The 24406-nt window shown below is 68.7% G+C and carries 20 protein-coding genes; 10 read left to right on the top strand and 10 right to left on the bottom strand.

Annotation, left to right across the window (positions count from 1 at the left end):
* The first annotated feature begins 182 nt into the window (after window positions 1-182).
* The 3 genes from DIE22_RS27380 to DIE22_RS27370 all read left to right on the top strand — a co-directional run bounded on the left by DIE22_RS27380 (window position 183) and on the right by DIE22_RS27370 (window position 3783).
* Window positions 183-1445: a hypothetical protein gene (locus DIE22_RS27380; RefSeq protein WP_124494874.1), complete on the top strand. Its 1263-nt coding sequence runs from the start codon at window positions 183-185 to the stop codon at window positions 1443-1445.
* 163 nt (window positions 1446-1608) lie between these two features.
* Window positions 1609-2721, top strand: coding sequence for a porin (locus DIE22_RS27375; RefSeq protein ID WP_124606510.1), 1113 nt, complete (start codon window positions 1609-1611; stop codon window positions 2719-2721).
* A 12-nt stretch (window positions 2722-2733) separates the two neighbouring features.
* Complete coding sequence (locus DIE22_RS27370; RefSeq protein ID WP_124494878.1) at window positions 2734-3783, top strand: nucleoside hydrolase; 1050 nt, start codon at window positions 2734-2736, stop codon at window positions 3781-3783.
* Window positions 3784-3813: 30 nt separating this feature from the next.
* Here DIE22_RS27370 and DIE22_RS27365 read toward each other — a convergent pair whose 3' ends face one another.
* The gene (locus DIE22_RS27365) at window positions 3814-4725 is read right to left on the bottom strand and encodes a LysR family transcriptional regulator (protein WP_124606509.1); all 912 of its coding nucleotides are present in this window, start codon (window positions 4723-4725) and stop codon (window positions 3814-3816) included.
* Between the two features lie 94 nt (window positions 4726-4819).
* Here DIE22_RS27365 and DIE22_RS27360 point away from each other — a divergent pair, with 94 nt between their 5' ends.
* The gene (locus tag DIE22_RS27360; protein WP_124494882.1) at window positions 4820-6169 is read left to right on the top strand and encodes an NCS2 family permease; all 1350 of its coding nucleotides are present in this window, start codon (window positions 4820-4822) and stop codon (window positions 6167-6169) included.
* 46 nt (window positions 6170-6215) lie between these two features.
* The gene (gene add / locus DIE22_RS27355; RefSeq protein ID WP_124494884.1) at window positions 6216-7316 is read left to right on the top strand and encodes an adenosine deaminase; all 1101 of its coding nucleotides are present in this window, start codon (window positions 6216-6218) and stop codon (window positions 7314-7316) included.
* Window positions 7317-7423: 107 nt separating this feature from the next.
* Here add and DIE22_RS27350 read toward each other — a convergent pair whose 3' ends face one another.
* Together DIE22_RS27350 and DIE22_RS27345 are read right to left on the bottom strand one after the other, a co-directional pair.
* On the bottom strand, window positions 7424-9622 hold the full coding sequence (locus tag DIE22_RS27350) for a penicillin-binding protein 1A (RefSeq protein ID WP_124494886.1): 2199 nt from the start codon (window positions 9620-9622) through the stop codon (window positions 7424-7426).
* Between the two features lie 87 nt (window positions 9623-9709).
* Complete coding sequence (locus DIE22_RS27345; protein ID WP_260426778.1) at window positions 9710-11272, bottom strand: PLP-dependent aminotransferase family protein; 1563 nt, start codon at window positions 11270-11272, stop codon at window positions 9710-9712.
* Window positions 11273-11399: 127 nt separating this feature from the next.
* On the opposite strand from DIE22_RS27345, the gene DIE22_RS27340 reads away from it, so the two are divergent.
* Entirely contained in the window at window positions 11400-12038 is a 639-nt protein-coding gene (locus DIE22_RS27340; protein ID WP_124494888.1) for an FMN-binding negative transcriptional regulator, read from the top strand.
* A gap of 49 nt (window positions 12039-12087) precedes the next feature.
* Here DIE22_RS27340 and DIE22_RS27335 read toward each other — a convergent pair whose 3' ends face one another.
* Window positions 12088-12675 carry a thioredoxin family protein gene (locus tag DIE22_RS27335; RefSeq protein WP_124494890.1) on the bottom strand — a complete coding sequence of 196 codons (588 nt, stop codon included), beginning with the start codon at window positions 12673-12675 and terminating at the stop codon, window positions 12088-12090.
* Between the two features lie 228 nt (window positions 12676-12903).
* Between DIE22_RS27335 and DIE22_RS27325 the strand changes: the two genes are divergently transcribed.
* Window positions 12904-13644 (top strand): response regulator, encoded by a 741-nt coding sequence (locus tag DIE22_RS27325; RefSeq protein ID WP_124494894.1) that lies wholly within the window; start codon window positions 12904-12906, stop codon window positions 13642-13644.
* Window positions 13641-14963 carry an ATP-binding protein gene (locus tag DIE22_RS27320; protein ID WP_124606508.1) on the top strand — a complete coding sequence of 441 codons (1323 nt, stop codon included), beginning with the start codon at window positions 13641-13643 and terminating at the stop codon, window positions 14961-14963. The genes DIE22_RS27325 and DIE22_RS27320 overlap by 4 nt, the downstream gene beginning before the upstream one ends.
* Window positions 14964-15113: 150 nt before the next feature.
* Here the strand turns inward: DIE22_RS27320 and DIE22_RS27315 are convergent, their stop codons facing one another.
* Complete coding sequence (locus DIE22_RS27315) at window positions 15114-15848, bottom strand: metallophosphoesterase family protein (RefSeq protein WP_124606507.1); 735 nt, start codon at window positions 15846-15848, stop codon at window positions 15114-15116.
* Between the two features lie 187 nt (window positions 15849-16035).
* Window positions 16036-16668: a LysE family translocator gene (locus DIE22_RS27310; RefSeq protein ID WP_124606506.1), complete on the bottom strand. Its 633-nt coding sequence runs from the start codon at window positions 16666-16668 to the stop codon at window positions 16036-16038.
* A 315-nt stretch (window positions 16669-16983) separates the two neighbouring features.
* Between DIE22_RS27310 and DIE22_RS27305 the strand changes: the two genes are divergently transcribed.
* Complete coding sequence (locus DIE22_RS27305; RefSeq protein ID WP_124606505.1) at window positions 16984-18177, top strand: porin; 1194 nt, start codon at window positions 16984-16986, stop codon at window positions 18175-18177.
* A gap of 581 nt (window positions 18178-18758) precedes the next feature.
* Window positions 18759-20681 carry an SMP-30/gluconolactonase/LRE family protein gene (locus DIE22_RS27300; protein ID WP_124606504.1) on the top strand — a complete coding sequence of 641 codons (1923 nt, stop codon included), beginning with the start codon at window positions 18759-18761 and terminating at the stop codon, window positions 20679-20681.
* A 27-nt stretch (window positions 20682-20708) separates the two neighbouring features.
* Here DIE22_RS27300 and DIE22_RS27295 read toward each other — a convergent pair whose 3' ends face one another.
* From DIE22_RS27295 to DIE22_RS27280, 4 genes are read right to left on the bottom strand one after another with little or no spacing between them, the layout of a single operon-like run.
* On the bottom strand, window positions 20709-21647 hold the full coding sequence (locus DIE22_RS27295) for a c-type cytochrome (RefSeq protein WP_124494907.1): 939 nt from the start codon (window positions 21645-21647) through the stop codon (window positions 20709-20711).
* Window positions 21644-22330: a c-type cytochrome gene (locus DIE22_RS27290; RefSeq protein WP_124494909.1), complete on the bottom strand. Its 687-nt coding sequence runs from the start codon at window positions 22328-22330 to the stop codon at window positions 21644-21646. The genes DIE22_RS27295 and DIE22_RS27290 overlap by 4 nt, the downstream gene beginning before the upstream one ends.
* 46 nt (window positions 22331-22376) lie before the next feature.
* Window positions 22377-23429, bottom strand: coding sequence for an extracellular solute-binding protein (locus DIE22_RS27285; RefSeq protein WP_124494911.1), 1053 nt, complete (start codon window positions 23427-23429; stop codon window positions 22377-22379).
* Window positions 23430-23437: 8 nt separating this feature from the next.
* Window positions 23438-24229: a transcriptional initiation protein Tat gene (locus DIE22_RS27280; RefSeq protein WP_124606503.1), complete on the bottom strand. Its 792-nt coding sequence runs from the start codon at window positions 24227-24229 to the stop codon at window positions 23438-23440.
* Between the last annotated feature and the right edge of the window lie 177 nt (window positions 24230-24406).

Here is a 24406-nt window from a genome sequence, read left to right as displayed (position 1 = left end):
AACCGCCGCAAAACCGGCGGTTCGGCCCTGCCGATCGTTGTCCGCGCGGGTAGAATGAAAGATCTGACGACTCATTAGCCGCCATCGGACCCAACGCATTGCACTGCGAACGGATCCACCGCGAAGAGGCGTCGGCGCCGGGCTCACGCGTGCCTTCGGCGTATCGATGGCTCGTGCGGAAGATGCGCCGTTCGCAACGTGCGGCGGCTGGCTTTGCCGATGGCTTCGATCGCATGACGTTTTCCGACCAGGCGCGGCGGGTTCCCAAGCCGCGTCGCCGTATCCTCGCAGCTGCCGCATCCGTGTGGCTCGCGGCCGCTCTCCCGATCTCCGTGCTTGTCGAGCGGCCAGCCTTTGCCGCGTCCGACGTGCCGTCGTCCACTGCTACGTCATCCTCATCAACTGTATCGCCCGCGCATCCGGCTTCGCCCGCGCATGTGCCGGCGGGGGCAGCGCCGTCATCCGCGGCATCCGCCGCGCATCATGCGTGGCCGGCCAGCGGGGCATCGGGGGCTTCCGCCGCGTCCACTGCATCGCCGGCGTCGGCTGCATCACCTGCATCGCCCGCATCGCCCGCATCGGCCGCTTCCGGCACGCCGGCGAGCGAAGCCGAGGCGCCCGTGCCGACCCCGCCGCGCCGGCACCCGCCGCTGTCCGCCGAGGAAGCGAAGAGCGCGACCGCGCGTGCGATCGACATGCGCAAGCGCTTCTCGCAGGAAGTCACGCGGCGCCTGAACGTGCCCGCGAACGAACAGCGCGCGTACGGCGACCGCCTTCAGAATACCCTCGCCGATGGGGACCTCGGCGACCTGGCCGGCGAGTACGTCGCGATGGTCGACCGCGCGCCGAACGTGCAGGCGCTGTTCATCTACTTCCGCGCGACGCCGGCCAATGCGTGGCTGATCATCGGTGCGTCGCCGGTCGGCACCGGCTGGCCCGGCAAGTACGATCACTTCGTGACGCCGCTCGGCGTGTTCCATCATTCGCCCGACAACATGGACTTCCGCGCGGAAGGCACGACGAACGACAACGGCATTCGCGGCTACGGCAAGCGCGACATGCGCATCTACGACTTCGGCTGGGTGGACGGTGAGCGTGGCTGGGGCAAGGGCGGCACGTCGCCGATGCGCTTCCAGATGCACGCGAGCGACCCCGATCGCCTCGAGCCGCTGCTCGGCATCCGGCACTCGAAAGGTTGCGTGCGAATCCCGGCTTCGCTGAACACGTTCCTCGACCGGCACGGCATTCTCGACGACGACTATCAGGCACGCGTCGAAGCCGGCAAGTCGCTCTGGGTGCTGCGCCACGATCGCGACATCACGCCGATCGCCGGCCGCTACCTGGTCGTGATCGACAGCGCGCGCAAGACGCGTCCGGCCTGGTCGCCGGCGCCGGGACGCAACGCATGGTCGAAGCTGCCGAAGAGCGGCGACACGGCGGACTGACGGCAGCCGGTCCGTCAGCGCGGGAGACGCAAGGATGAGAATAAATTCGTTTTATTGAGACATAAGAAAAGCAAACTTTTATTATCCGGCCGCGGTTCGTATAGTGGCGTCCAGTTTCGCGGAACCCTGCCGCGCCTGGGCCACCATCGACCACACGACCCGCATGAAAACTCTCTACAAGCTCGCTCCGCTCGCGATGCTCGGCGCCTTCGCGACCCATGCCGGTGCGCAAGGCAGCATCACGCTGTACGGTCTCATCTCGGCCGGCGTCGGGTACGCGACCAACCAGGGCGGCAAGAACGCCTGGCAGGCGCTGTCCGGCACGAACCAGAACCCGCGCTGGGGGCTGAAGGGCAAGGAGGACCTCGGGCAGGGGCTGTCGGCGATCTTCCAGCTCGAGAACGGCTTCAACGTGATGACGGGCACGGCCGCGCAGAACGGCCGCGAGTTCGGGCGCATGGCCTACGTCGGCCTCGCCGACCGCACCTACGGGTCGCTGACCTTCGGCCGCCAGTACGACGCGATCCACGACTACATCGGGCCCGTGATCATCGCGAGCAACGGCGTGAACATCGGCGACAACGACAACGGCTACAACGACATCCGCGTGCAGAACTCGGTGAAGTACGTGAGCCCCGTCTACTACGGGCTGAAGTTCACGGCGCTGTACGGCTTCAGCAATGCGACGGGCTTCGCGAACAACAGCGCATACAGCTTCGGCCTCGGCTACGAGCGTGGCCCGCTGCGCTGGAGCGCGGTCTACGCGCAGTACAACCACCCGTACAGCGCGACGAACCAGGACGGCGCGATCGCGAACGACTATGCGTCGCCGCTGCTGATCTTCAGCAAGAGCGCGATGACGCCGGCGGCTTATGCCAGCCGGCAGCGGATCGCGGGCACGGGCGGCTTCTATACGATCGGCCGCGCGCAGTTCGCGGCGATGTTCACCGACGTGCGCTACGATTACCTCGACAATTCGCACCTGCACTTGCAGAACCTCGGCGTGAACGTCGTCTACACGATGACGCCGCAGCTCTTTCTCGGCGCCGCGTATGCGTTCACGAACGGCAAGTACGACGTGATCGACAAGCGGCCGAAATGGCACCAGGTGAACCTGCAGGCCGATTACTTCCTGTCGAAACGCACCGACGTCGCGCTGACGGTGATTGCGCAGCAGGCGGCTGGCGACGCGGACCATGCGCAGATCTTCGCGTACGCACGCTCGACCGGCACGCGCCAGATGATGGCGACGCTTGGCGTCCGGCACGTTTTCTGAGCCCGACCGACCATGACCCATCCGATCGCATCCCGCCGCACCTTCCTGAAACTGTCCGCCGCGCTGGCCGGCACCGCGCTGCTGCCCGAAACGGGCGCGTTCGCGGCCGGCGACGCCGCGCGCCGCACGGTGATCATCGATACCGACCCGGGGCAGGACGACGCCATCGCGATCCTGTTCGCGCTGGGCGCGCAGGACCGCCTCGACGTGCACGCGCTGACCGCCGTGGCAGGCAACGTGCCGCTCGACCTGACCGAACGCAATGCGCGGATCATCCGCGACTGGGCCGGCCGCACGAAGACGCTGCCGGTCTACGCGGGCTGCCCGCGCCCGCTCGTGCGCGAGCTCGTGACGGCCGCGAACGTGCACGGCAAGACCGGCCTCGAAGGCGTCGCGCTGCACGACCCGCGCGCGCCGCTCGCGCCCGGCCACGCGGTGTCGTATCTCGTCGATACGCTGAGCCGGGCAGCGCCGAATAGCGTGACGCTGTGTGCGCTCGGCCCGCTGACGAACATCGCGACCGCGCTGGTCGAGGCACCGCAGACCCGCGGCGCGTTGCGCGAAATCGTGCTGATGGGCGGCGCGTTCTTCGAGCGCGGCAACATCACGCCGGCCGCCGAATTCAACATCTATGTCGATCCGCAGGCGGCCGAAGTCGTGTTCGGCAGTGGCGTGCCGATCGTCGTGCTGCCGCGCGACGTCGCGGTGAAGGCGCCGATCACGCCGGCGCGCGTCGCGCCGTTCCGCGCGCTCGGCAACCGCTGCGGCGCGATCGTCGCCGACATCATGGACGCCGAGCTCGCGTACAACAAGAAGCGTCGTGGTGTCGACGACGCACCGATGTACGACCCGACGGCAGTCGGCTATCTCGTCGATCCGACGCTGTTCACCGGTCGCAAGGTGAACGTCGTGGTGGAGACGACCGGGCAGTGGACGCTCGGCGAGACGGTGGTCGACTGGAACGGGCGCAGTGGCCGGGCGGCGAACGCGACGTGGATCAACGAGGTCGATGCGGACCGCTTCTACACGACGCTCGTCGAGCGCATCGCGAAGCTGCCCTGAACGACGCGACGTGCCGTGCGGCGAACCGGATCAGATGTGCTTCGCGATCCACTCGCGGCAGGTGCGCACGTGCGGGCCGCGATCGTCGGCGGCGAGCGAGATCAGCGAGATCGCGCGCGTGACGCGCGGTTTCTCGACGCGCAGCGCGACGAGTTCGGGATCGTGCAGATGCATCGTGTAGAGGCTCGGCAGCACGGCGGTCGCGAGACCGTTGCGCGCGAGCGCGTACAGCGGCTCGGTGTACTCCATCCGGTACGCGACGTTCAGGCGCAGCCGCTCTGCGCCGCCGGTGCGATGCAGCGATTCGCTGACGCTGCCGCGCACGAACACGGCCAGCTCGCGATCGACGAGCTTCGCCCACGTCACGCTCTTCGCGCCCGCGAGCGGATCGTCACGCCGCACGACGATCACGATCTCGTCCTCGAAGAGCTGCTGGTAGCGCAGCGTGCCGTCGTCGCCGTCGGGCTCGCGCACGCCGATGCCGAGATCCGCGACGCTGTCGCGCACGGCTTCGACGAGTGCGCTGTTGGGCAAGTCGGTGAGCGTGAAGCGCAGCGCCGGATGCGTGCCGCGCAGCGCGTTGAGCGCGGGCAACAGGCGGCCAGCGACCGACGGGATGAAGGCGATCCGCACGGTCTGGATGCGTTCGCCGATCAGCCGCGTCATGTCGTCGAAGGTGCCGCGCGCCTGGTTCAGCAGACGTTCGGCGAGCGGCAGCACGGCCTCGCCGGCGGTGGTCAGCGTGAGCCGGTGCGCGGAGCGCGCGAACAGGCGCCCGCCGAGCAGGAACTCGATCTGGCGGATCGACGCCGTGAGCGCGGGCTGCGTGAGCGACAGCGCCTGCGCGGCCCGCGTGAAGCTGCGCACATGCGCAAGGACGACGAAGTGCTGGACCTGCCGCAACGTGAGTGCGGGCAGCAGCGACGAGCGATCGGACGACATCGGAACGGTAAGGTCGGGAGGCGGTACGCGGCAGTATAAGACCGCGCCGCGCGAGCCGGCACAGGACAATAATCGGAATCACAGGAGAATCACCATGTCAGCGACTGACACGATGCCGGCGCGCACGCCGGCCCACTGGCTCGAACGGCGCTTCGCGCTCGCGGCGCGCGGCACGAGCGTGCGCACCGAGGCGATCGCGGGCATCACGTCGTTTCTTGCGGCCGCGTACCTGCTCGTCGTGATCCCGTCGCTGCTCGCGACGGGCGGGATGGAGCGCGGCGCGGCGACGACCGCGACGATCATCGTGTTCGTGCTGTTCACCACGCTGATGGGGCTTTATGCGAACCTGCCGTTCCTCGTCGGCCCCGGCATCGGCGGCTCGGTGATCGTCGGCGTGACGCTCGCGACGACGGAACACGTCGGCTGGCAGACGGGCCTCGGCATCGCGTGCGTGTCGGGCGTGCTGTTCTTCCTGCTGACGATCTTCGGCGCGCGCGGTGTCGTGATGCGGCTGATTCCGGTGCAGATCAAGCTCGGGCTCGGCGCGTCGATCGGCCTGTTCGTGACGATGCTCGGGCTGCGCAATGCGGGGATGGTCGTCGCGAACGCGAAGACCAACGCATTCGCGCTCGGCGACTTCTCGCGGCCGGGCGCGCTCGTCGCGCTGATCGGCCTCGCGGTCGCGATCGTGCTGCAGGCGCGCAAGGTGCCCGGCGCGATCCTCATCGCGATGCTCGTCGCGGCCGCGGCAGGCGTGCCGCTCGGCGTCACGCACTTGCCGGCGTCGTTCGTGTCGCTGCCGCACGGCATCGCGCCGATCGCGTTCAAGCTCGACATCCGCAGCGCGCTGACCCTCGCGGCCGCGCCGTACCTGTTCGCGTTCTTCGCGGCGGAATTCTTCTCGACCCTTGGCACCGCGCTCGCGGTCGGCGCGAAGGCGAACCTGCTCGACGAACAGGGGAACCTGCCGAACATCAACCGGCCGTTCCTGGTCGACTCGCTCGCCGCGACGCTCGGCCCCGTGTTCGGCATTCCCGCGTTGACCGCGCTGATCGAATCGGCGGCGGGCGTCGAGGCCGGCGGCCGCAGCGGGCTGTCGTCGCTGGCCGCGGCCGTGCTGTTCGCCGCGATGCTGCTGTTCGTGCCGGTCGCGCTCGCGATCCCGAAGGAGGCGACCGCGCCGGCGCTGATCCTGATCGGGCTGTCGATGTTCGCGACGATCCGTCATACGCATTTCGACGACTTCACCGATGCACTGCCCGTGATGTCGATGGTGCTGCTCACGCTGATGTCGAACAGCTTCGGCACCGGCATTGCCGGCGGGCTGCTGTGCTACGTGCTCGTCAAGCTGCTGGCCGGCCGCCGGCGCGACGTGTCGTGGGGGCTCGTCGTGCTCGCGCTGCCGCTCGGCTATTACTTCTGGACCGTCGTGAAGCCGCACTGAGCGACGGCTTTCGCGACGCATCGACACTACCGCACAAGAGACTGAAATGAAGGGAACACCAGGCAACGTCCCGGCCGCGCGCACGGGCATCGAGATCACGCCCGTCCATCGGGCTTTCTTCCACGCGCTGCCGAAGGTCGAGCTGCATTGCCACCTGCTCGGCGCGGTGCGGCACGACACGTTCGTCGCGCTCGCGGAGCGCAGCGGCGCGCCGATCGAGCGCGCGGAGATCGACGCGTTCTATGCGCGCGGCGAAAAGCCGGTCGGCGTGCTGCACGTGCTGCGTGCGCTCGACAAATTCCTGCTCACGCGGCCCGACGACCTGCGGCGGATCGCGTACGAGTATCTCGAGGATGCGGCCGCGCACAACGTCCGGCATGCGGAATTCTTCTGGAATCCGACGGGCACGGTGCGCGTGTCGGGCATTCCGTATGCGGATGCGCAAGCCGCGATCGTCACGGCGATTCGCGATGCCGCGCGCGACTTCGGGATCGGCGCCAGCCTGATTCCGAGCATCGACCGCGAGCAGGATCCGGACGAAGCGGTCGCGATCGTCGACTGGATGAAGGCGCATCGCGCGGACGAAGTCGCGGGGATCGGGATCGACTATCGCGAGAACGACCGGCCGCCGGAACTGTTCTGGAAGGCGTATCGCGACGCGCGTGCGGCCGGGTTCCGCACCACCGCGCACGCGGGCGAGTTCGGGATGCCGTGGCGCAACGTGGAGACGGCCGTCGATCTGCTGCACGTCGATCGCGTCGACCACGGCTACACAATCGTCGACAACCCCGAGCTGTGCGCGCGCTATGCGGAACGCGGGATCGTCTTCACGGTCGTGCCGACGAATTCGTACTACCTCCGCACGCTGCCGCCAGAGCAATGGGCGGAGCGGCATCCGATGCGCAAGATGCCGGGCCTCGGGCTGAAGATCCATCCGAACACCGACGATCCGACGCTGCACAAGGTGAATCCGTCCGAGGCGTGGGAGCTGATGTTCAGCCATTTCGGCTTCACGGTCGCCGACCTGAAGCAATTCATGCTGAACGGGATCGACGGCGCGTGGGTCGACGACCAGACGAAGGCCGCGTGGCGCGCGGCGTGGGCGCCGGAGTTCGACGCACTGGCCGCGACGCTCGCGGCGGATTGAACGCGTCGCCAGCCCTATCGGCCGGCCGCGCGCATGATGCGACGGGCAGACGCTTCGGCAATACGGGCAACCGTCATGCGCGCCGGCGTTGACCGCCGGCGGCACGATCAGCGGAAAATTTTCAACCAGTCGAACAGGCCGGGGTGCGGACGCCGCCTCGGTGCCGGCGCCGGTGCGCTGCGCGGCCGGAAGTCGGGCGAGAACTGCGCATGCGGATCGATCGCACTCGCACGCAGCGCCGCATCGTAGAACGTACCGACGATCGGCAACGCGCTGTGCGCCCCTGCACCCCAGTAGTCGCTGCGCAGCGTCACGCTGCCGTCGTCGAAGCCGACCCACGCGCCGGCCACCAGTTGCGGATGCATCAGGATGAACCAGCCGTCCGTATTGTCCTGCGTCGTGCCGGTCTTGCCCGCGACGTCGATGCGAATCCCGTAGCGCGAGCGGATGTCGGCACCGGTCCCGTAATCGACGACGCCGCGCATCACGTCGACCAGCGTCTGGGCCGCGGCCACCGGTAACGCGCGTTCGGGCAGCGCGCTGCCGAATGCGGCGAGCACCTTGCCGTCGCGATCCTCGATGCGCGTGATCATCTGCGGCGCGACATACACGCCGCGATTCGCGATCGTCCCGTACGCGGACACCATTTCCTTCAGCGTGACGGGGCTCGTACCGAGCGCGAGCGACGGCACCGCGTCGAGCGGGCTGTCGCGCACGCCCATTGCGCGTGCGATCTGCGCGACCCTGGGCGCGCCTTCGCGCTGCATCACCTGCGCGGTGATGCGATTGCGCGACAGGGCAAGCGCGTCGCGCAGCGTCATCGGCGCGTCCGTCGGCGGCTCGGCATCGGTCGGTCGCCACACCGCGTGCGCGCCGATCGGGATCGCGACGGAGCGATCGACGAACGTATCGCCCGGCCGCATCCCGTCCGCGAACGCGGCGCCATAGACGAACGGCTTGAACGTCGAGCCCGGCTGGCGCCGCGCCTGGACGACGTGATCGAACGGCTCGCTGCCGAAATCGGGGCTGCCGACCCACGCGCGGATCGCGCCATTGCGCGGATCGATCGCGACGAAGCCGGCCTGGACCTGCGTCTTGCGCTCGCACAGCGCGCGCATGAACGCGCGATTCGCGCCGAGTTGCTTCAGCGCCGCCGCATCGGCGAGCCCCGCGTCGCGCGCAGCGCGATAGTCGGGCGTCTGCCGGATGAAGCCGCGGAACAGGTCGTTGCGCAGTCCGCAGCCGGACGGGTTGTGCCACGCGCTGTCGGCGATCGCCTGCAGGCGATCGGTTTGCTGCGTCAGCGCTTGCGTCGCCATGTCCTGCAGCTGCGCATCGAGTGTCGTGCGCACGACGAGGCCGTCCGAGTAGAGGTCGTAGTTGTTGCGGTCGGCCCAGGCGATCAGCCACTTGCGCAGCTGCACCGCGAAGTGCGGGGCGGGGCCCGGCTGCGCGGTCTGCGGCTCGAAGTCGACGCGCAGCGGCCGGCGCTGCAATTTCGCGAGTTGCTGCGGCGACAGCATGCCCATCGCCGCCATCCGCGCGAGCACGATGTTGCGGCGCTGGACCGCGCGCTCCGGATTCAGCACCGGGTTGTAGTAGCTGTTGCCCTTCAGCATCCCGACGAGCGTCGCGCTCTCGACGATGTCGAGCTGGTCCGCCGATTTGCCGAAATAGGTGCGCGCGGCCATTTCGACGCCGTACGCGTTGTACAGGAACGGCACGGTGTTCAGGTAGGTCTCGAGGATCTCGTCCTTGCTGTACACCGTCTCGATCTTGAACGCGGTGATCAGCTCCTTCATCTTGCGCGTGAGCGTCGGCGCGCGGCCGACTTCATCCGGATACAGGTTGCGCGCGAGTTGCTGGGTGATCGTCGAGCCGCCCTGGCGGCTGCCCGAGAACGTATGCAGCCCGGCCGCGAGCGTGCGGCGCCAGTCGATGCCGTGATGCGCGTAGAAGCGGTGGTCCTCGGTCGCGATCAGCGCGTTGACCATGTGCGGCGAGATCTGCTTGAGCGGCACCCATTCGCGGTTGACGGGCCGGAACTCGGCGATCAGCTGACCGTCGGCCGACAGCACGCGCGCGGGTCGGTCGATGCGCGCCTTGCGGATGTCGCCGATGCTCGGCGTGAACGGCACGAACGCGAGCAGGACCAGCAGGCCGAGCACCGGTATCGCGGCGAGCGTCAACGCGACGCCGCGGCGCGTCGGGTGGCGCAGGCGATGCCACGCGCCGGCGCCCAGCGCGCGGGCGCCGGCGCGGCAGCGAAGCCACAGATTGCGAAGAAACGGCACGAAGCGATTCACGGCGGCAGGAGCGCGAGCGGAAAAGGCGCGATCCTAGCAAACCGCGCGGCGTTGCCCCTGGCCAAAAAGCCCGTTTTCTTGCAGGAGTTACAGACGATTACGTTTGTTGCCCGTGGACAACTTTTGACCGTGTAATCGTCGCGATTCATCCGACGAATTACCGGCCGCTGCGTCGCCGACCACGTCCGCGAGCCGCTGCGCGGCCGCTTCCACCCGCGCGCGATCGAACCCGCCGAAGCCGAGCACGAGCCCGGGGCGCGCGGTGCCGGGCGCGAACATCGGCGACACCGCGCGCACCGCGACGCCCGCCTGCGCGGCGCGTGCCACCACGTCGAGATCGTCGATCCCTTGCGCGAGCCACAGCACGACGTGCATCCCCTGGTCGCCCGGTTGCACCCAGGCGAGTTCGCGCGGCAGCCGCGCGCCGAGCGTGTCGATCAGCAGCGCGCGCTGTTCCGCGTAGACGCCGCGCACGCGGCGAATGTGGCGGTCGAGATGGCCTTCCGCGATGAAGGCGGCGAGCACGTGCTGATCGGCGGTCGGCGCGTGGCGATCCATCAGCACGCGCGCGCCGCAGAACGCGGGCACGAGGTCGTCGGGCGCGATCACGTAGCCGAGCCGCAGCGACGGGAACAGGATCTTGCTGAACGTGCCGAGATAGACCACCCGGTCGGGATCGAGCCCTTGCAGCGACGGAAACGGATAGCCTTCGTAGCGCAGCTCGCTGTCGTAATCGTCCTCGACCACCCACGCGCGATGCGTACGCGCCCAGCCGAGCAGCGCGTTGCGCCGCGCCATGCTCATCGGCATCCCGAGCGGGTACTGGTGCGACGGCGTGACGAACGCCGCACGTGCGTTCGGCGCGAGATGGATGCCGGCCTCGACGTCGATGCCGTCCGCGTCGACCGGCACGCGGACCATCGCGTCGCGCCGCCCGGTGCTCTCGAGCAGCGCGGTGATGCCGCGATAGGCGGGATTCTCGACCCACGCGCGATCGTTCGGGCCGAGCAGCAGCTGGCTCGCGAGGTGCAGCCCCTGTTGCGTGCCACTCGTGATCACGACCTGATCGGCGCTGCAGCGCACCGAGCGCGAGCGGCGCACGTAATCGGCGATCGCTTCGCGCAGCGGCAGCGCGCCTTGCGGATCCGCATAACCGGACGGCGCACCGGCGCCGCGGGCGCGCAGCCGGTTGCCGAGCCGGCGCCAGATGTCGTCGGGCGCGGTGAGCCCGACCGGCACCGAGATCGCGAACGGCACGGCCGGCAGCGGACGGAATTCGCGGGCGATCCGCGCGAACGTCGCGGCCGGTTCGGGCAGGCCGGCGTGCGCGACGCGCTGGCGGGCGGCGGGTGGGTCGCCCGCTGGCGGCGATGGCTCGGCCAGCGCGTTCGCGACCCGCGTGCCGGCGCCGCCGCGCGACTCCAGGAAGCCTTCGGCGACGAGCTGCGCATAGGCGTCGACGACGGTGCCGCGCGCAACCTGGAGTGATGCCGCGAGCAGCCGCGTGGACGGCAGCGTGTCGCCGGGCCGCACGTCGCCGCGGCGCACCGCGTCCCGCAACGCCTGCGCGAGCTGGCGGCTCAGGTCGCCGGCTGCGCGGTCGAGCGCGCCGAGCGACGGGATTTCGACGATCCGGGCGGTTCTGGCCATGATTCTGGTCTGCTGAAAATTTTCTAAACCGGCTCTACAGCATAAACCAGTTAGCGATCACAATCGGGGCATGACGGGCCGGTTCCCGGCCTGTTCCCTCCGAACCCTGTCCGACCGTGGAGCCGCCATGTATGTCCCCGCCGAATTCGCCGAATCCCGTCCCGACGTGCTGCGCGAACTGATCGTCCAGCATCCGTTCGGCACCCTGGTCACGCACGGGAAGAGCGGGCTCGACGCGAACCACCTCCCGTTCGAACTGCTGCCGGGCGACGGCGGCCCTGACGAGCTGCATGCGCACGTCGCGCGTGCGAATCCGGTCTGGCAGGACGTCGCGAACGGCGACGAGGTGCTCGTGACCTTCCGCGCCGGCGATGCGTACATCTCGCCGAACTGGTACCCGAGCAAGCACGTCGCGCATCGGCAGGTGCCGACGTGGAACTACGTGGCCGTGCATGCACAAGGCCGCATCACCGTGCGCGACGACGAGAAGTTCGTGCGCGGCGTGGTCGCGCGGCTGACGCGCACGCACGAGGCGTCGCAGCCGGCGCCGTGGAAGATGGCCGACGCGCCGAAGGACTATCTCGACACGATGCTGCAGTCGATCGTCGGGCTGCAGATCGAGATCACGCGGCTGGTCGGCAAGCGCAAGCTCGGGCAGAACAAGGCGGTCGACGATATTCGCGGTGCGGGCGACGCGCTGATCGCGAACGGGAATCTCGCGATCGGGGAGGCGATGCTGGCGGAAGCGGAGGCGAAGCGGGGGTGAGCGGCGGTGAATCGCACGGGGGCGCAAGCCGTGCCCCCGCCGGCCCACGCTACTGCGTCCGCGTCGCGTTCTTCGTTTCGTTTCCCGCCTTCGCCTGCGCCAGCGCCCCGCGAATCGCCGCCTCCGTCTTGTCATATCCGCCCTCGCCATACCGCGTATAGACGACCTTCCCGTTCGCGTCGATCAGGTACAGCGCGGGCCAGTACTGGTTGCCGTACGCGCGCCACGTGTCGTAGCGGTTGTCCTGCGCGACCGGATACTGGATGCCGAAGCGCTTGAGCGCATCGGCGACGTTCTTCGCATCGCGCTCGAACGGATACTCGGGCGTATGCACGCCGACCACGACGAGCCCCTGGTCGCGATACTTCCGGTACCACTCGTTCACGTACGGAATCGTATGAATGCAGTTGATGCACGAGTACGTCCAGAAATCGACCAGCACGACCTTGCCGCGCAGCTGGTCGAGCTTGAGCGGTGCGCTGTTGTGCCAGCGTTCGATACCGGTGAAGTCGGGCGCCGGCGTGCCGGCCAGCGAGGCGGTCATGCCCGCGTCGTCGCGGGTGCCGGCGAACGCGGCGAGCCCGGCCGTGGCGGCGAGGGCGATCACGAGGGCGGCGGTCTTGAGTCTGGGCAGCATGGCGATTCTCCGGTTCGGCCGGCCGCCGCGCGAGCGTGTGGGCCGGACAGGTTTCGACAGCCCTCATTGGGCCGCGCCGACGTATCTGCGGTGTGTCCGGCAAGCCGTGCGTGTGCAATGTTGTATGTCGTCGCGGCGGCGCGATACATTGGGATACAAACGCGTGACCGCGGTGCGGTATAAAAGCGGACATCGCCAGCCGGAACCTCACGACAACGACACCGACTCATGGACAAGATCGACCACGTACTGATCGTCGACGACGATCGCGCGATCCGCGAACTGATCGCGGACTACCTCGAGAAGAACGGCATGCGCGTGTCGCTCGCCGCGAACGGCCGCGAGATGCGCAACGTGCTCGACGACGGCGCGCCCGACCTGATCGTGCTGGACCTGATGCTGCCCGGCGAGGACGGTCTCACGCTGTGCCGCGATCTGCGCGCCGGCAGGTTCCGCACGGTGCCGGTGCTGATGCTGACCGCGCGCGGCGAGGAAACCGACCGCATCATCGGCCTCGAGATGGGCGCCGACGACTATCTCGCGAAGCCGTTCGCGGTGCGCGAGCTGCTCGCGCGGATCCGCTCGGTGCTGCGCCGCGCGCGCATGCTGCCGCCCGGCATGCAGGTGACGGAGACGGCCGCGATGCTCGCGTTCGGCGAATGGCGGCTCGACACGACGGGGCGTCATCTGCTCGACACCGAGGGCACGCTGGTGGCGCTGAGCGGCGCCGAGTACCGGCTGCTGCGCGTGTTCCTCGACAATCCGCAGCGCGTGCTGACGCGCGACCAGTTGCTCAACCTCACGCAGGGCCGCCAGTCCGATCCGTTCGACCGGTCGATCGACCTGCTCGTGAGCCGGCTGCGCCAGCGGCTGCGCGACGGCGCGCGCGAGCCGCGCTACATCAAGACGCTGCGCAACGAGGGCTACGTGTTCTCGTCGGCCGTGACTGCCGTCGAAGGCGACGCATGAGCGCGCGCACCCTGTGGCACTGGCCGCGCTCGCTGTTCGCGCGGCTCGCGCTGATCCTGTGCGTGGGCCTCGCGCTCGCGCAGACGCTGTCGTTCTGGCTCACGATGACCGAGCGCGACCAGGCGACCACCAACCTGATGATGGGCTACATCGAGCGCGAGGTCGCGAGCTCGGTCGCGCTGCTCGACCACCTGCCGCCCGACCAGCGCGCCGCGTGGCTGCCGCGTCTCGCACGGCGCAGCTATGCGTTCATCCTCGGCCCCGGCGAGACGGGCACGCCAGCCGAGGCGCGACTGTCCGCGCGCGTCGAGCGCTCGATCTCGGACGGCATCGGCGGCGACTACCCGCTGACCGCGAACGCGATCCCCGGCGATCGCGAGCATCTGCAGGTGCATCTGCGCCTGACCGACGGCTCGCCGCTGACGATCGACATCCAGCCGATGTCGACGGTGCCGCTGTCGGGCTGGCTGCCTTACGTCCTCGCGCTGCAGCTCGCGGTGCTGGCCGCATGCTGCTGGCTCGCGGTGCGGCTCGCGACGCGGCCACTGAACCAGCTCGCGCAGGCGGCCGACGCGCTCGGCCCCGACCTGAAGGGCGAGCGCCTGAACGAGGACGGGCCATCCGAGGTCGCGCGCGCCGCGCGGGCGTTCAACGCGATGCAGGACCGCATCGCGCAGTACATGGCCGAACGCATGCAGATCCTCGCGTCGATTTCGCACGACCTGCAGACGCCGATCACGCGGATGCGGCTGCGCGTCGACACGATGGACGACGACGTGCAGGGCGCGAAGCTGCGCCAGGACCTGCTCGAGATGGAGCATCTGGTGAAGGAGGGCGTCGCGTATGCGCGCACGCTGCACGGCACGGAAGAGGCCGCGCGCCGCATCGATCTCGATGCGCTGCTCGACAGCATCGTGTGCGATTACACGGATGCGGGGCAGGACGTCGCGCTGCACGGCGGCGGGCCGCTCGCGCTCGTCACGCGGCCGAAGGCGCTGCGCCGGATCGTCGGCAACCTCGTCGACAACGCGCTGAAGTTCGCCGGCGCGGCCGAGATCGCCGTGCAGGCGGCGCCGGGCGGCGGCGCGGTCATTGCGGTGCTCGATCGCGGGCCCGGTATTCCGGACGATCAGCTCGACGCGGTGTTCGAACCGTTCCGGCGCGTGGAGACGTCGCGCAATCGCGAGACGGGCGGCACGGGGCTCGGCCTCGCGATCGCGCGGCAGCTTGCGCTCGCGATGGGCGGCACGCTCACGTTGCGCAACCGGCCGGATGGCGGCGGGCTCGAAGCGCGGCTGACGCTGGCGAATGCCGCGTGATGCGTGATGCGACGCCGCGTGCGGAGACGTCACGGGTGTCGCGGACGTCGAGTCGAAACGGGCGGCATCCGTCGCGCTGCACATGCGCGTCGATGGCGAAACGGTTGTCCGGTGAACGTAGCAGGGTGAGCGGCAGGCGGCGGCGATGCGTCAGCACCGGCCGGTGCGCAGCGCGACGCTCCAGTCGTCGCGGCCGCGCGCGGCTGCGGTGGCGGCGGCCGTGTGCCAGTCGTATTCGACCGCGTGGAATTCGGCGTGCCAGCCGGCCGGCGTGCGCGACACCATCGCGTAGCGCGCATGCGGCGAGCCCGTTTCGATCCGGTGCGGATGCGGTTGATCGTCCGTGTACGCCTGCAGGCCGACGCTGCCCGGGTTGACGATCAGACGGCCGTCGTCGAGCTTCGCGATGCGCGGCACATGCGTGTGGCCGCACAGGATCAGCGAGGTCGGCGCGTCGCCCGCGCGCCGCGCGATTTCATCGGGCGTCGCCGCGCGGCAGCCGTCGGGCGTCACCGTTTCGAGGAAATAGGCGAGGTCGCTGGCGGGCGTGCCGTGCACCATCAGCACGTCGTCGCCGAGCGTCAGGCGTTCGGGCAATGCGGCGATCCACGCGCGATGGTCGTCGCGCAGCGTGTCGTGCGCCCAGCGATCGGACAGCCGCATCGTGTCGCGATCGCCGGTCAGCAGTTGCCGTTCGTGATTGCCCTTGATGGTCGGCAGGTCGAACGCGATCAGGCGGTCGGCCGTTTCGGCCGGATGGAGCGCGCCCGATACGATGTCGCCGAGGTTGACGATCAGGTCGGCGCCGCGGCGGCGTACGTCGTCGAGCACCGCGTCGAGCGCGGCGAGATTGCCGTGGATGTCGGACAGCGCGGCGATTTTCATGGCGAGGCAGTCGATGCGGGGAACGGCGATTGTCGCCAATTCGGCGTGGCGCGTCCAATCGCGTCGACGGCGAGAGGTCCGTGCGGTCGAGCTGCCGGAGCGACAGGCCGGGAAAGCCGGAGCGGGGCGGCGCGCCGATTCTCATCGCGCACGCGTTGCGAACGATGCGGCGCGCATGCCGATGCCGCTACGCGGCATGACGCCGGTACAGCGCAAGCGACCCGGCCAGCGCGAGCAGCATCGCGCCGCACGTGCGTTCGAGCCACAGGGCGCCCGAGCGCTTCAGCAGCCGCACCGCGCGTGCGCCGAGCAGCGCGTAGCCGAACATCACCGCGCCGTCGAGCAACGCGAACGTGACTGCGAGCGCGACGTACTGCGGCGCGAGCGGCGCGGACGGATCGAGGAACTGCGGCAGGAACGCGGAGAAGAACAGATAGCCCTTCGGATTCGTCACCGCGGTCAGGAAGCTTTTCGCGAAGATCGACGCGTTGCGTTCGGGCGTCGCGCCGCCGTGCGCGGCGGCGACGTCGAGCGAGCCCTTCGACGCGAGCAGCCGGATGCCGACGTACGCGAGATAGGCGGCGCCGAGCCATTTCACCACCGAGAACCAGAACGCCGACGCCATCAGCAGCGCGCCGAGGCCGAGCGCGACCGCGACGATCAGCACGAAGTCGGACAGCATCGCGCCGGCGAAGCCGTAGGCCGCGCGGCGCACGCCGTAGCGCGAGCCGTTGGTCAGCGCGAGCAGCACGGTCGGGCCGGGCGTCGCGATTCCGACGAACGCGACGGCGGCGAAGATCAGCAGGGTCGTTTCATGCATGACGGAGGCTCCCGGTAGCAGGTGCGCGCTCGATTATCGAGTGCGCGTCCCCGCGCTGTACAGGGACGTTCGCTGCGCGACCCATTATCTCGATATTGGCAAGAAGCTGTTTTCATTATTGCGCTATCGACAGGAACCGGTTCCAACTACCATGGCGGGCCGCAGCGGGCTTGCCCGCCGCGACGTCGCGCGCGCCTTGTCGCATGCGCGCATTCCCGCGTGCGGACGCCGCCGGCCTCGCATGCCGGCGGATCTCGCCGAGCGCACGCGCTACTCGCATAGAACAACGGGTTCACGCCCGGAGACGCTAAAACCATGAACAAGCAACTGATCGCAGCACCGCTGCTGCTCTCGCTCGCGGGCATCGCCTCCGCGCAAGGCTCCGTCACGCTGTACGGCATCGTCGACGCGGGCGTGACCTATCGCAGCAACGAACGGGTCGGCTCGCCGGGCGCCTACACCGGGCATTCGGATGTCGGCCTGACCACCGGCAACCTGTCCGGCAGCCGCTGGGGCATCAAGGGTTCCGAGGATCTCGGCGGCGGGATGCGCGCGCTGTTCGTGCTCGAGAACGGCTTCGACATCACCAACGGCACGTCGGGCCAGGGCGGCCGCCAGTTCGGCCGCCAGGCGTTCGTCGGTGTCGGCAGCGACCGCTATGGCACGGTCACGCTCGGCCGCCAGTACACGTCGCTCGACGACTTCGTGAGCCCGGTCGGCCCGTCGTCGTTCATCGGCGGCTTCGGCGCGCATCCGGGCGACATCGACGATCTCGACCAGACCGCGCGCGTCGACAGCTCGATCAAGTACACGAGCGCGAACTACTCGGGCTTCACGTTCGGCGCGCTGTACGGCTTCGGCGGCCAGCCGGGCAGCATGAAGCAGCGCAACACGTGGAGCGTCGGCGCGGCGTACGCGGCGGGGCCGCTGCGCGTGGGCGTCGGCTTCGAACGCTCGGACAACAGCAAGACGGGCGCGACCGACCCGACTACGGGCAAGTGGCGGAGCACCGACGATGGCCTGTTCAACTCGTCGATCAACGAGGGCTATGCGAGCGCGCAGTCGCAGCAGGTCATCGCGACCGGCGCGACGTACGACTTCGGCCCGGCCGTGGTCGGCGTGAACTACAGCAACGTGCAGTACCGCAGCGGTGCGCAGTCGCTGTTCAGCGGCCATGCGACCTTCAACGTCGCGGGCGTGTTCACGCGCTGGAACGTGCAGCCGCAGACGCAGCTGTTCGCCGGCTACAGCTATACGCGCGGCAGCGACGTCGACGGCATCGACAACCGTGCGCAGTACCACAACGTCACGCTCGGCGCGGTCTACGACCTGTCGAAGCGCACCAGCGTGTACCTGCTCGGCGCGTACCAGCATGCGTCCGGCACGACGCTCGACGCGCTCGGCCGGCCGGTGGCCGCGACCGCGTCGGTGTCGGACAAGGCGAACGGCCACTCGTCCGACTCGCGTTCGCAGGCGATCGTGAGTCTCGGGCTGCGCCAGAAGTTCTGACGTCACGCGCGTGACCGGCCGCCCGCGCGCGATGCGGGCCGCCGGTCGCACGGCTCGCCGCCCATGCTGTCGCGACCTTTTTCCAGGAGACGCAGGAGACCGCGCGCGCGGCGCATCTTCTCCCTGTCTCCATCTTCAGCGGCAACGGCGTTCCGCCACGCACGCCTTACTTCGCTTGTTCACGATTTTCCCGGCAATGCGGCATGCATCCCGCACGCTCGATCGCGCAATGCAGCATGCACCGGATAATATTTTTTCTCTTTCATTTCAATTTCGATTTGTAATCATCGATACGATTTTCCGGCAATGAATATTCAATGCGGGCGCATCAGAAAAAATGACGCGTCTGCATCGGGGGATTCGGAACAAAATGCCGGCGATGACGAATCGCAACAGCGCTGCCGGACGGGGAGGTACGGTGCCGGTCCCGGCATGCCTCATCGTTGGTCGACCAGCGTTGCGCGGTAAAAGAACGTAACGAGTAGTTCGCAGTGGAAATGAACGGTTTTTTTCAAAAATCACCGATATTTCATATGCGGCGAATTAGAGTGTCGAGAAACGATCGTCCGGGAGCATCATTCATGGTATCGAAACAAATTCGCGCGGCATTGCTTGGGTTGTGCATGGCGATGCTGGCGCCGGTCAGTCACGCCCAGGCGCAATACACGACGGACTGGCTCGCGAACACGTTCGGCACACTGGCCGCGCATGTCGGCAACGGCGCACGCTCGCTGTGGGTCGCGCCCGAGGGCGTGATCTATACGGCATCGCGCTGGGACGAGAACGCGGGCGGCGTCGCGATCTACCAGAACGGGCAGACGCTCGGCACGATCGGCATCCATGACGAATTCCATGGCGGCGCGATCACCGGCAACGCGAACTCGCTGTTCGTCGCGCTCGGCTACAACCGCACGTTCGGCAGCGGCTCGGTCGGCCGCTACAACCGCAGCACGAACCAGCGCGACTTGCGCATTCCGGTCAGCACGTGGACGGGCATCCAGTACGCGGACGTGATCACGGGCCTCGCGACGACCGGCAACCTGCTGTACGTGAGCGACTTCTACGGCAACCGCGTGCGCGTCTACACGACGGACGGCGTGTGGCAGCGCGACATCGGCGTATCGGGGCCCGGCGCGCTGGCGCTCGACGCGGGCGGCAACCTGTGGGTCGCGCGCAAGAGCGCGGGCCTCGTCGCGCAGTTCAGCCCGACCGGCACGGCGATGAACACGATCCAGATGGCGGCCCGCGCGCGGCCGGCGTCGCTGTATTTCGATGCGCCGCGCGGGCAGTTGCTGGTGGGCGACGAAGGCCCCGACATGAACATCAAGGTCTACGCGCTTGCCGGCCAGCCCGCGCAGATCGGCACGTTCGGCGTGCAGGGCGGCTATCTCGACACGACGTCGGGCATCAAGGGGCAGGTCGGCGACAAGCGCTTCACGCGCGTCGCGGGCATCGGCAAGGACGCGGCCGGCAACCTGTACGTGCTCAACAACGCGTGGGGCGGCGGCTGGGATCTCGGGCGTAACGGCAGCACCGACCTCCATTCGTACGGCCCGACGGGCGTGCTGCAATGGAAGCTGCAGGCGCTGAACTTCGAGGCGGCTGCCGCGCCCGACCCGGCGACCGACGGTGCGTTCTTCTACAGCGGCAACAACGTGTATACCGGCACGGCGGGCGGCACGTTCGTCGCGAACACGATCGATCCGTTCACCTACCCGAAGGACCCGCGCCTCAACATGAACGACTACCAGCGCGGCCAGCATTTCGGTCAGCTCGCGCTGGTGAACGGCACCCGGATGCTCGTCGCGACCGGGCAGAACCCGGGCAACTACAACATCTATCACTTCAACAGCGCGAGCGGCTATATCGCGATTCCGGACGGCTCGATCCCCGGCAAGCCGTTCAACACGAACCTGCAGGTGACGGCCGGTTTCGCGCTCGACGACCACGGCGACGTATGGGCCGGGCTCGATCGCACCAACAACATCTCGCACTATCCGATGACGGGTTTCGACGCGACCGGCAAGCCGACATGGGGCAAGCCGACGCAGATCCCGATCCCGCGCACCGCGCTGCCGCTCACGCGGATCATCTACCAGGCCGACAGCGACACGATGATCCTCGCGCAGGGCATCTCCGGCAGCTGGGACTGGACCGCGATGAACGGGCACATCGAGGTCTATCGCGGCTGGAAGGCGGGCAACACGAGCACGCCGAACGTGGCGATCAACCTGACGAGCGCGAACCCGAAATCGATGGCGGCGGCCGGCCACTACCTGTTCGTCGGCTACGTGCACACGGTGCCGAACGTCGACGTGTTCGACCTGAACACCGGCAATCTCGTCACCACGCTGACGAACTCCAACACGGCGGCGATGGACGTGGGCAACGACGTCGACTCGATGTACGGCATCCGTGCGTACCTGCGCTCGAGTGGCGAATACGTGATCACGAAGGACAACTACAACGGGTCGAGCCTCGTCGTGTATCGCTGGCATCCGTGATCACGCGGGCCGTGTGCCGAACGGGCGTCATGGCGCGCCGAGCACGCGGCCGTTCACCTCGCGCCCGTACATCGAGTCGGGCGAATCGTGGAATTTCGCGCGCGTGTCCTGCACCGAGCCGGTGAAGCGCGGGTCTTGCGGACGCTCGTGGCTGTCCATGAAGGTCGCGACGTCCCACGCTTCCTGATCGGTCAGCGTGCCGCCGAGCCCGAGCGGCATGTTGGCCTTCACGAAGCCGGCCGCGTTGCGGATGTCGCCCATCCCCGCGCCCCAGTTGAACGAGCGCGCGCCCCACAGCGCCGGAAAGACCGGCTTGCCGCCGCTCGACTGTCCCTGGCCGTCCGCGCCGTGACACAGCGCGCAGTGCTGCGTATAGACGGCGGCGCCGCGCGCGTAGTCGGCCTTCTGCGCGGGCGGCGGCAGTTTCGGGAAACCCTGGCCGGGCAGCTTCATGCCGACCGGCGCGCCCTTCGCGAGCCAGTACGAATAGGTTTCGAGCGCAACGAGGATCGGGTCGCCGGCCGGCGGCGCCTTGCCGTTCATGCTGTATCTGAAGCACCCCTGCAGGCGCTCGGCGAACGTGTTCACGTGGCCATTCTTGATGCGGTAGGCCGGGTACAGCAGGTACGCGGCCCACATCGGGCCCGAATCGGGCCGGCGGCCCGCGTCGAGGTGGCAGCTCGCGCAGGTCAGCTTGTTGCCGACGTACTTGCCCGCGTACGCGGGCGTGTGCAGGAAGATCTGCTCGCCGAGCTTCACGGTCTTGCCGAAGTCGTCGGCCGGTATCGCGGATTCGGCGGGCGGCATGAACGGCTTCGCCGCCGCGGCGGGCAGGGTCGCCGCCGCGGGTGCGGAAGCGGCGGCCGGCGCGTCCTGCGGCGCGGCCGCGCAGGCGAGCGCGGGCAGCCAGGCCGCGCCGAGCAGCGCGGCGCGCGCGCCGCGGATCAGCTTCGTGCGGTCGATCATTGTTTTTCTCCGTTCGCGGCGCCGCCGCGCGCATAGTAGGCGGCCACCGCGTCGATATCGGTGTCGGACAGCTTGCCGGCGATCATCGGCATCAGCGCCATCGGGCCGGGTGCCCGCGTGCCGTGCTTCCAGCCGTTCAACTGGCCCGCGATATATGCGGCCGGCTGGCCGGCGAGCGGCGGAAACGCGGTGCCCACGCCGAGGCCGCCCGCGCCGTGGCATTGCGCGCACGCGGGCAGGCCCTGCGACCAGCGTCCGCGTGTCACGAGCCATGCACCGGTGTTCGCCGGATCGATCGAGGCGGCGTCGGACACGGTGATGGCGGGCGGCGCGGGCAGGCTCGCGAAATACGCGGAGACCGCGTCGCGATCGTGCGGCGACAGCAGTTTCGCGAGCGGCTGCATGACCGGGTTCTGGCGGCTGCCGTCCGCGAACGCGGCGAGTTGCGCGGACAGGTAGGCTGCGTTCGTGCCGGCGAGACGCGGGAAGCCGGCGGCTGCGTTGCCTTCGCCCAGTGCGCCGTGGCAGCCGATGCATGCGGCCACGCCCGTCGCCGTACCCTGGGTGGCGATCGTCTTGCCGAGCGCGATGCCGTCCGCGCGGGCGTTGCCCGCCAGCAGCGCGGCCGCGGCGAGCAGCAGCGGCGCGAACCGGCGTCGTGCGATGTCGACCGAATCGTTCACGTGTCCCCTCCTTGTTGTCTGTCTTGTTGCGCGTGTGCCCGCGCGGTCAGCCCGCGTCGGGCCGGTCCTGCCGTGGCGCAAGATGCGGCGTCGGCGCCGTCGCGTCGTACTGCCCGAAGCCGTAGCGCGCGAAAATCCGGAATGCCTCGGGCGACCGGATGAACGCGAGCCACGCGCGCGCGGCTTCCGGATGCGGTGCGTGCTTCACCATCGCGCCTGCATAGATCGCCGTCGTATTGTGTGCGGACGGAATGTCGATGTGCATCAGCGGATGCCCGACCTGTTCCTGGAACGCCGCTTCCGATTGCCACAGCACGCCGGCGTCCGCACGACCCTGCATCAGGAACAGCGCGGTTTCCCGGTGATGGATGTGCGTGAGCTCGGTCGTGCCGGCGCGCACCTTGTCGTCGTAGACGGTGCGCGCGAGCGGATCGCCGCCGGCCTTCACGAGCGACGCGCGGATCTGCCGCGCGACGCCCTCGAATGCCGGGTTCGGCATCGCGAGCTTCACGTCGGGCCGCGCGAGATCGTTCAGCGACGCGATGTGCTTCGGATTGCCCGCGCGAACCATGATCGTCAGCTGGTTTGTCACGTAGGGCACCGCCGGGCCTTCGAGCGTGCCGTCCGCGATCAGGTCGTCGATCTTGCCGAGTCCGGCGAAATACGCGTCGGGCCTGACCGTCCACGTCATGTTGCCGACGGTGATCGTGCCGCCCGCGTGAATCTGCTTCACGAGCAGGCCGGGCGGGATCGTTTCCCAGTAGAGGCGGCCGCGGTATTCGGGATGGTCTGCCTCGAACTGCGCGACGAGCGGCGCCATCGCGAAGAAGTAGTTGCCGCCGACGTACAGCACGAGCTTCGGCGCGGTGAGGTCGCCGTGGAAGTCGGCGAGCACGTCGACCTGCGGCACGGTGAATTCGAGGCCGCGATTCGTCGCGTCGTTGTTGCGGCCGTCCTGCCAGGGCGGAAAGATGCGGGTCGACGTGTCGCCCGGTGCGGCGAGCGACAGCGCCGACGTGCAGCAGAGCGCGGCCAGCGCGGCATGCAGCACCGTGCGCCACCGGCGTTGCAAGGGAGAACGCGTGCGGATCGATGTCATGGCGCGCGTCACTTCGCGTAAGTGAAACCGGCGTGCTGCAGCTCGGGCAGCGTGCCGACCGCGCCCGGCGTGACGATCGCCGACGGAATCACGTGGTTGGTCAGGTCGGCGGCGAGTGCGTCGAGCGGCAGCTTGTCCGGATTCGCGTTCGCGCGATCGAGCCGTTCAGCGAGCTCCCAGATCGCGTTGTGGCACGACAGGAACACGACGCCGCGCTGCAGCAGCGCGGCGATGCTGTTGTCGTGCGACGAGAACGCGCCGTCGGCCAGTTCGTGGTCGTTGGCGTCCTTCGACTGCGCGGGTTTCGCGGCGAGCAGCGTGTTGGCCGGGAACGCTGCGCCCGCGAATGTCGCGAGGCCGTATTTGTCCCACGCGGCTTGATCGAACAGCGCGAGGTGCGCGGTGCCGTGCGTGGCGGACACGACGAGGAAGTCCGGATGGCCGAATGCCCAGATCTGCGCGTTCAGCGCATTGCGCATCAGGTTCAGCCACGGGCCGCCGAGCTCGGTGTTGTCCCACACCTGCTTCGGGCCGCCGCGATAGCCGATCACTTCCATGAGTGCCGCGTGATCCCATTGATCGGGACGCTCGACGATCATCGGCACCGTCTTGAAGTCGCGCCGTCTCGGCGTGGCCGCGAGGCGACGGGTGAGGTCGGCGATGCGCGTCGCGCCGCCAGGCAGCAGCGCGCCGGGTTCGGGTGTCGCCGCATGGGCGACGCGCGAGGCGCCGAGCAGTGCGGTGCCGGCCGCGAGGCCGAGGGTCTTGAGCGCGCCGCGGCGCGCATGCCGGTCGGACATCGAACTCTCCCATATCGTTTTTGTGGGGGCGTGCCGCATTGCCGTGCCGCTGCGCAGCGTCGCCATCGCGTAGCCAGTCTAGAGGCGCGCGATCGATACCGGAAATCACGATATCGGATGGGAGATATTCGAGGGTCCGATGATTGGCTGAAACGACAAGGCCGCGCGATGCCGCTT

It is taken from the genome of Burkholderia sp. Bp9142, from assembly GCF_003853415.1.
Lineage (GTDB): Bacteria > Pseudomonadota > Gammaproteobacteria > Burkholderiales > Burkholderiaceae > Burkholderia.
Note: the sequence above shows the minus strand (reverse complement) of the source record. Positions and strands in the feature narration are given on the sequence as shown.

What these genes read in the sequence shown, in the direction of transcription:
- DIE22_RS27380 (WP_124494874.1), top strand. Translation starts at nt 183, where the DNA reads ATGCGCCGTTCGCAACGTGCGGCGGCTGGCTTTGCCGATGGCTTCGAT.
- DIE22_RS27375 (WP_124606510.1), top strand. Translation starts at nt 1,609, where the DNA reads ATGAAAACTCTCTACAAGCTCGCTCCGCTCGCGATGCTCGGCGCCTTC.
- DIE22_RS27370 (WP_124494878.1), top strand. Translation starts at nt 2,734, where the DNA reads ATGACCCATCCGATCGCATCCCGCCGCACCTTCCTGAAACTGTCCGCC.
- DIE22_RS27365 (WP_124606509.1), bottom strand. Translation starts at nt 4,725, where the DNA reads ATGTCGTCCGATCGCTCGTCGCTGCTGCCCGCACTCACGTTGCGGCAG.
- DIE22_RS27360 (WP_124494882.1), top strand. Translation starts at nt 4,820, where the DNA reads ATGTCAGCGACTGACACGATGCCGGCGCGCACGCCGGCCCACTGGCTC.
- add (WP_124494884.1), top strand. Translation starts at nt 6,216, where the DNA reads ATGAAGGGAACACCAGGCAACGTCCCGGCCGCGCGCACGGGCATCGAG.
- DIE22_RS27345 (WP_260426778.1), bottom strand. Translation starts at nt 11,272, where the DNA reads ATGGCCAGAACCGCCCGGATCGTCGAAATCCCGTCGCTCGGCGCGCTC.
- DIE22_RS27340 (WP_124494888.1), top strand. Translation starts at nt 11,400, where the DNA reads ATGTATGTCCCCGCCGAATTCGCCGAATCCCGTCCCGACGTGCTGCGC.
- DIE22_RS27335 (WP_124494890.1), bottom strand. Translation starts at nt 12,675, where the DNA reads ATGCTGCCCAGACTCAAGACCGCCGCCCTCGTGATCGCCCTCGCCGCC.
- DIE22_RS27325 (WP_124494894.1), top strand. Translation starts at nt 12,904, where the DNA reads ATGGACAAGATCGACCACGTACTGATCGTCGACGACGATCGCGCGATC.
- DIE22_RS27320 (WP_124606508.1), top strand. Translation starts at nt 13,641, where the DNA reads ATGAGCGCGCGCACCCTGTGGCACTGGCCGCGCTCGCTGTTCGCGCGG.
- DIE22_RS27315 (WP_124606507.1), bottom strand. Translation starts at nt 15,848, where the DNA reads ATGAAAATCGCCGCGCTGTCCGACATCCACGGCAATCTCGCCGCGCTC.
- DIE22_RS27310 (WP_124606506.1), bottom strand. Translation starts at nt 16,668, where the DNA reads ATGCATGAAACGACCCTGCTGATCTTCGCCGCCGTCGCGTTCGTCGGA.
- DIE22_RS27305 (WP_124606505.1), top strand. Translation starts at nt 16,984, where the DNA reads ATGAACAAGCAACTGATCGCAGCACCGCTGCTGCTCTCGCTCGCGGGC.
- DIE22_RS27300 (WP_124606504.1), top strand. Translation starts at nt 18,759, where the DNA reads ATGGTATCGAAACAAATTCGCGCGGCATTGCTTGGGTTGTGCATGGCG.
- DIE22_RS27295 (WP_124494907.1), bottom strand. Translation starts at nt 21,647, where the DNA reads ATGATCGACCGCACGAAGCTGATCCGCGGCGCGCGCGCCGCGCTGCTC.
- DIE22_RS27285 (WP_124494911.1), bottom strand. Translation starts at nt 23,429, where the DNA reads ATGACATCGATCCGCACGCGTTCTCCCTTGCAACGCCGGTGGCGCACG.
- DIE22_RS27280 (WP_124606503.1), bottom strand. Translation starts at nt 24,229, where the DNA reads ATGTCCGACCGGCATGCGCGCCGCGGCGCGCTCAAGACCCTCGGCCTC.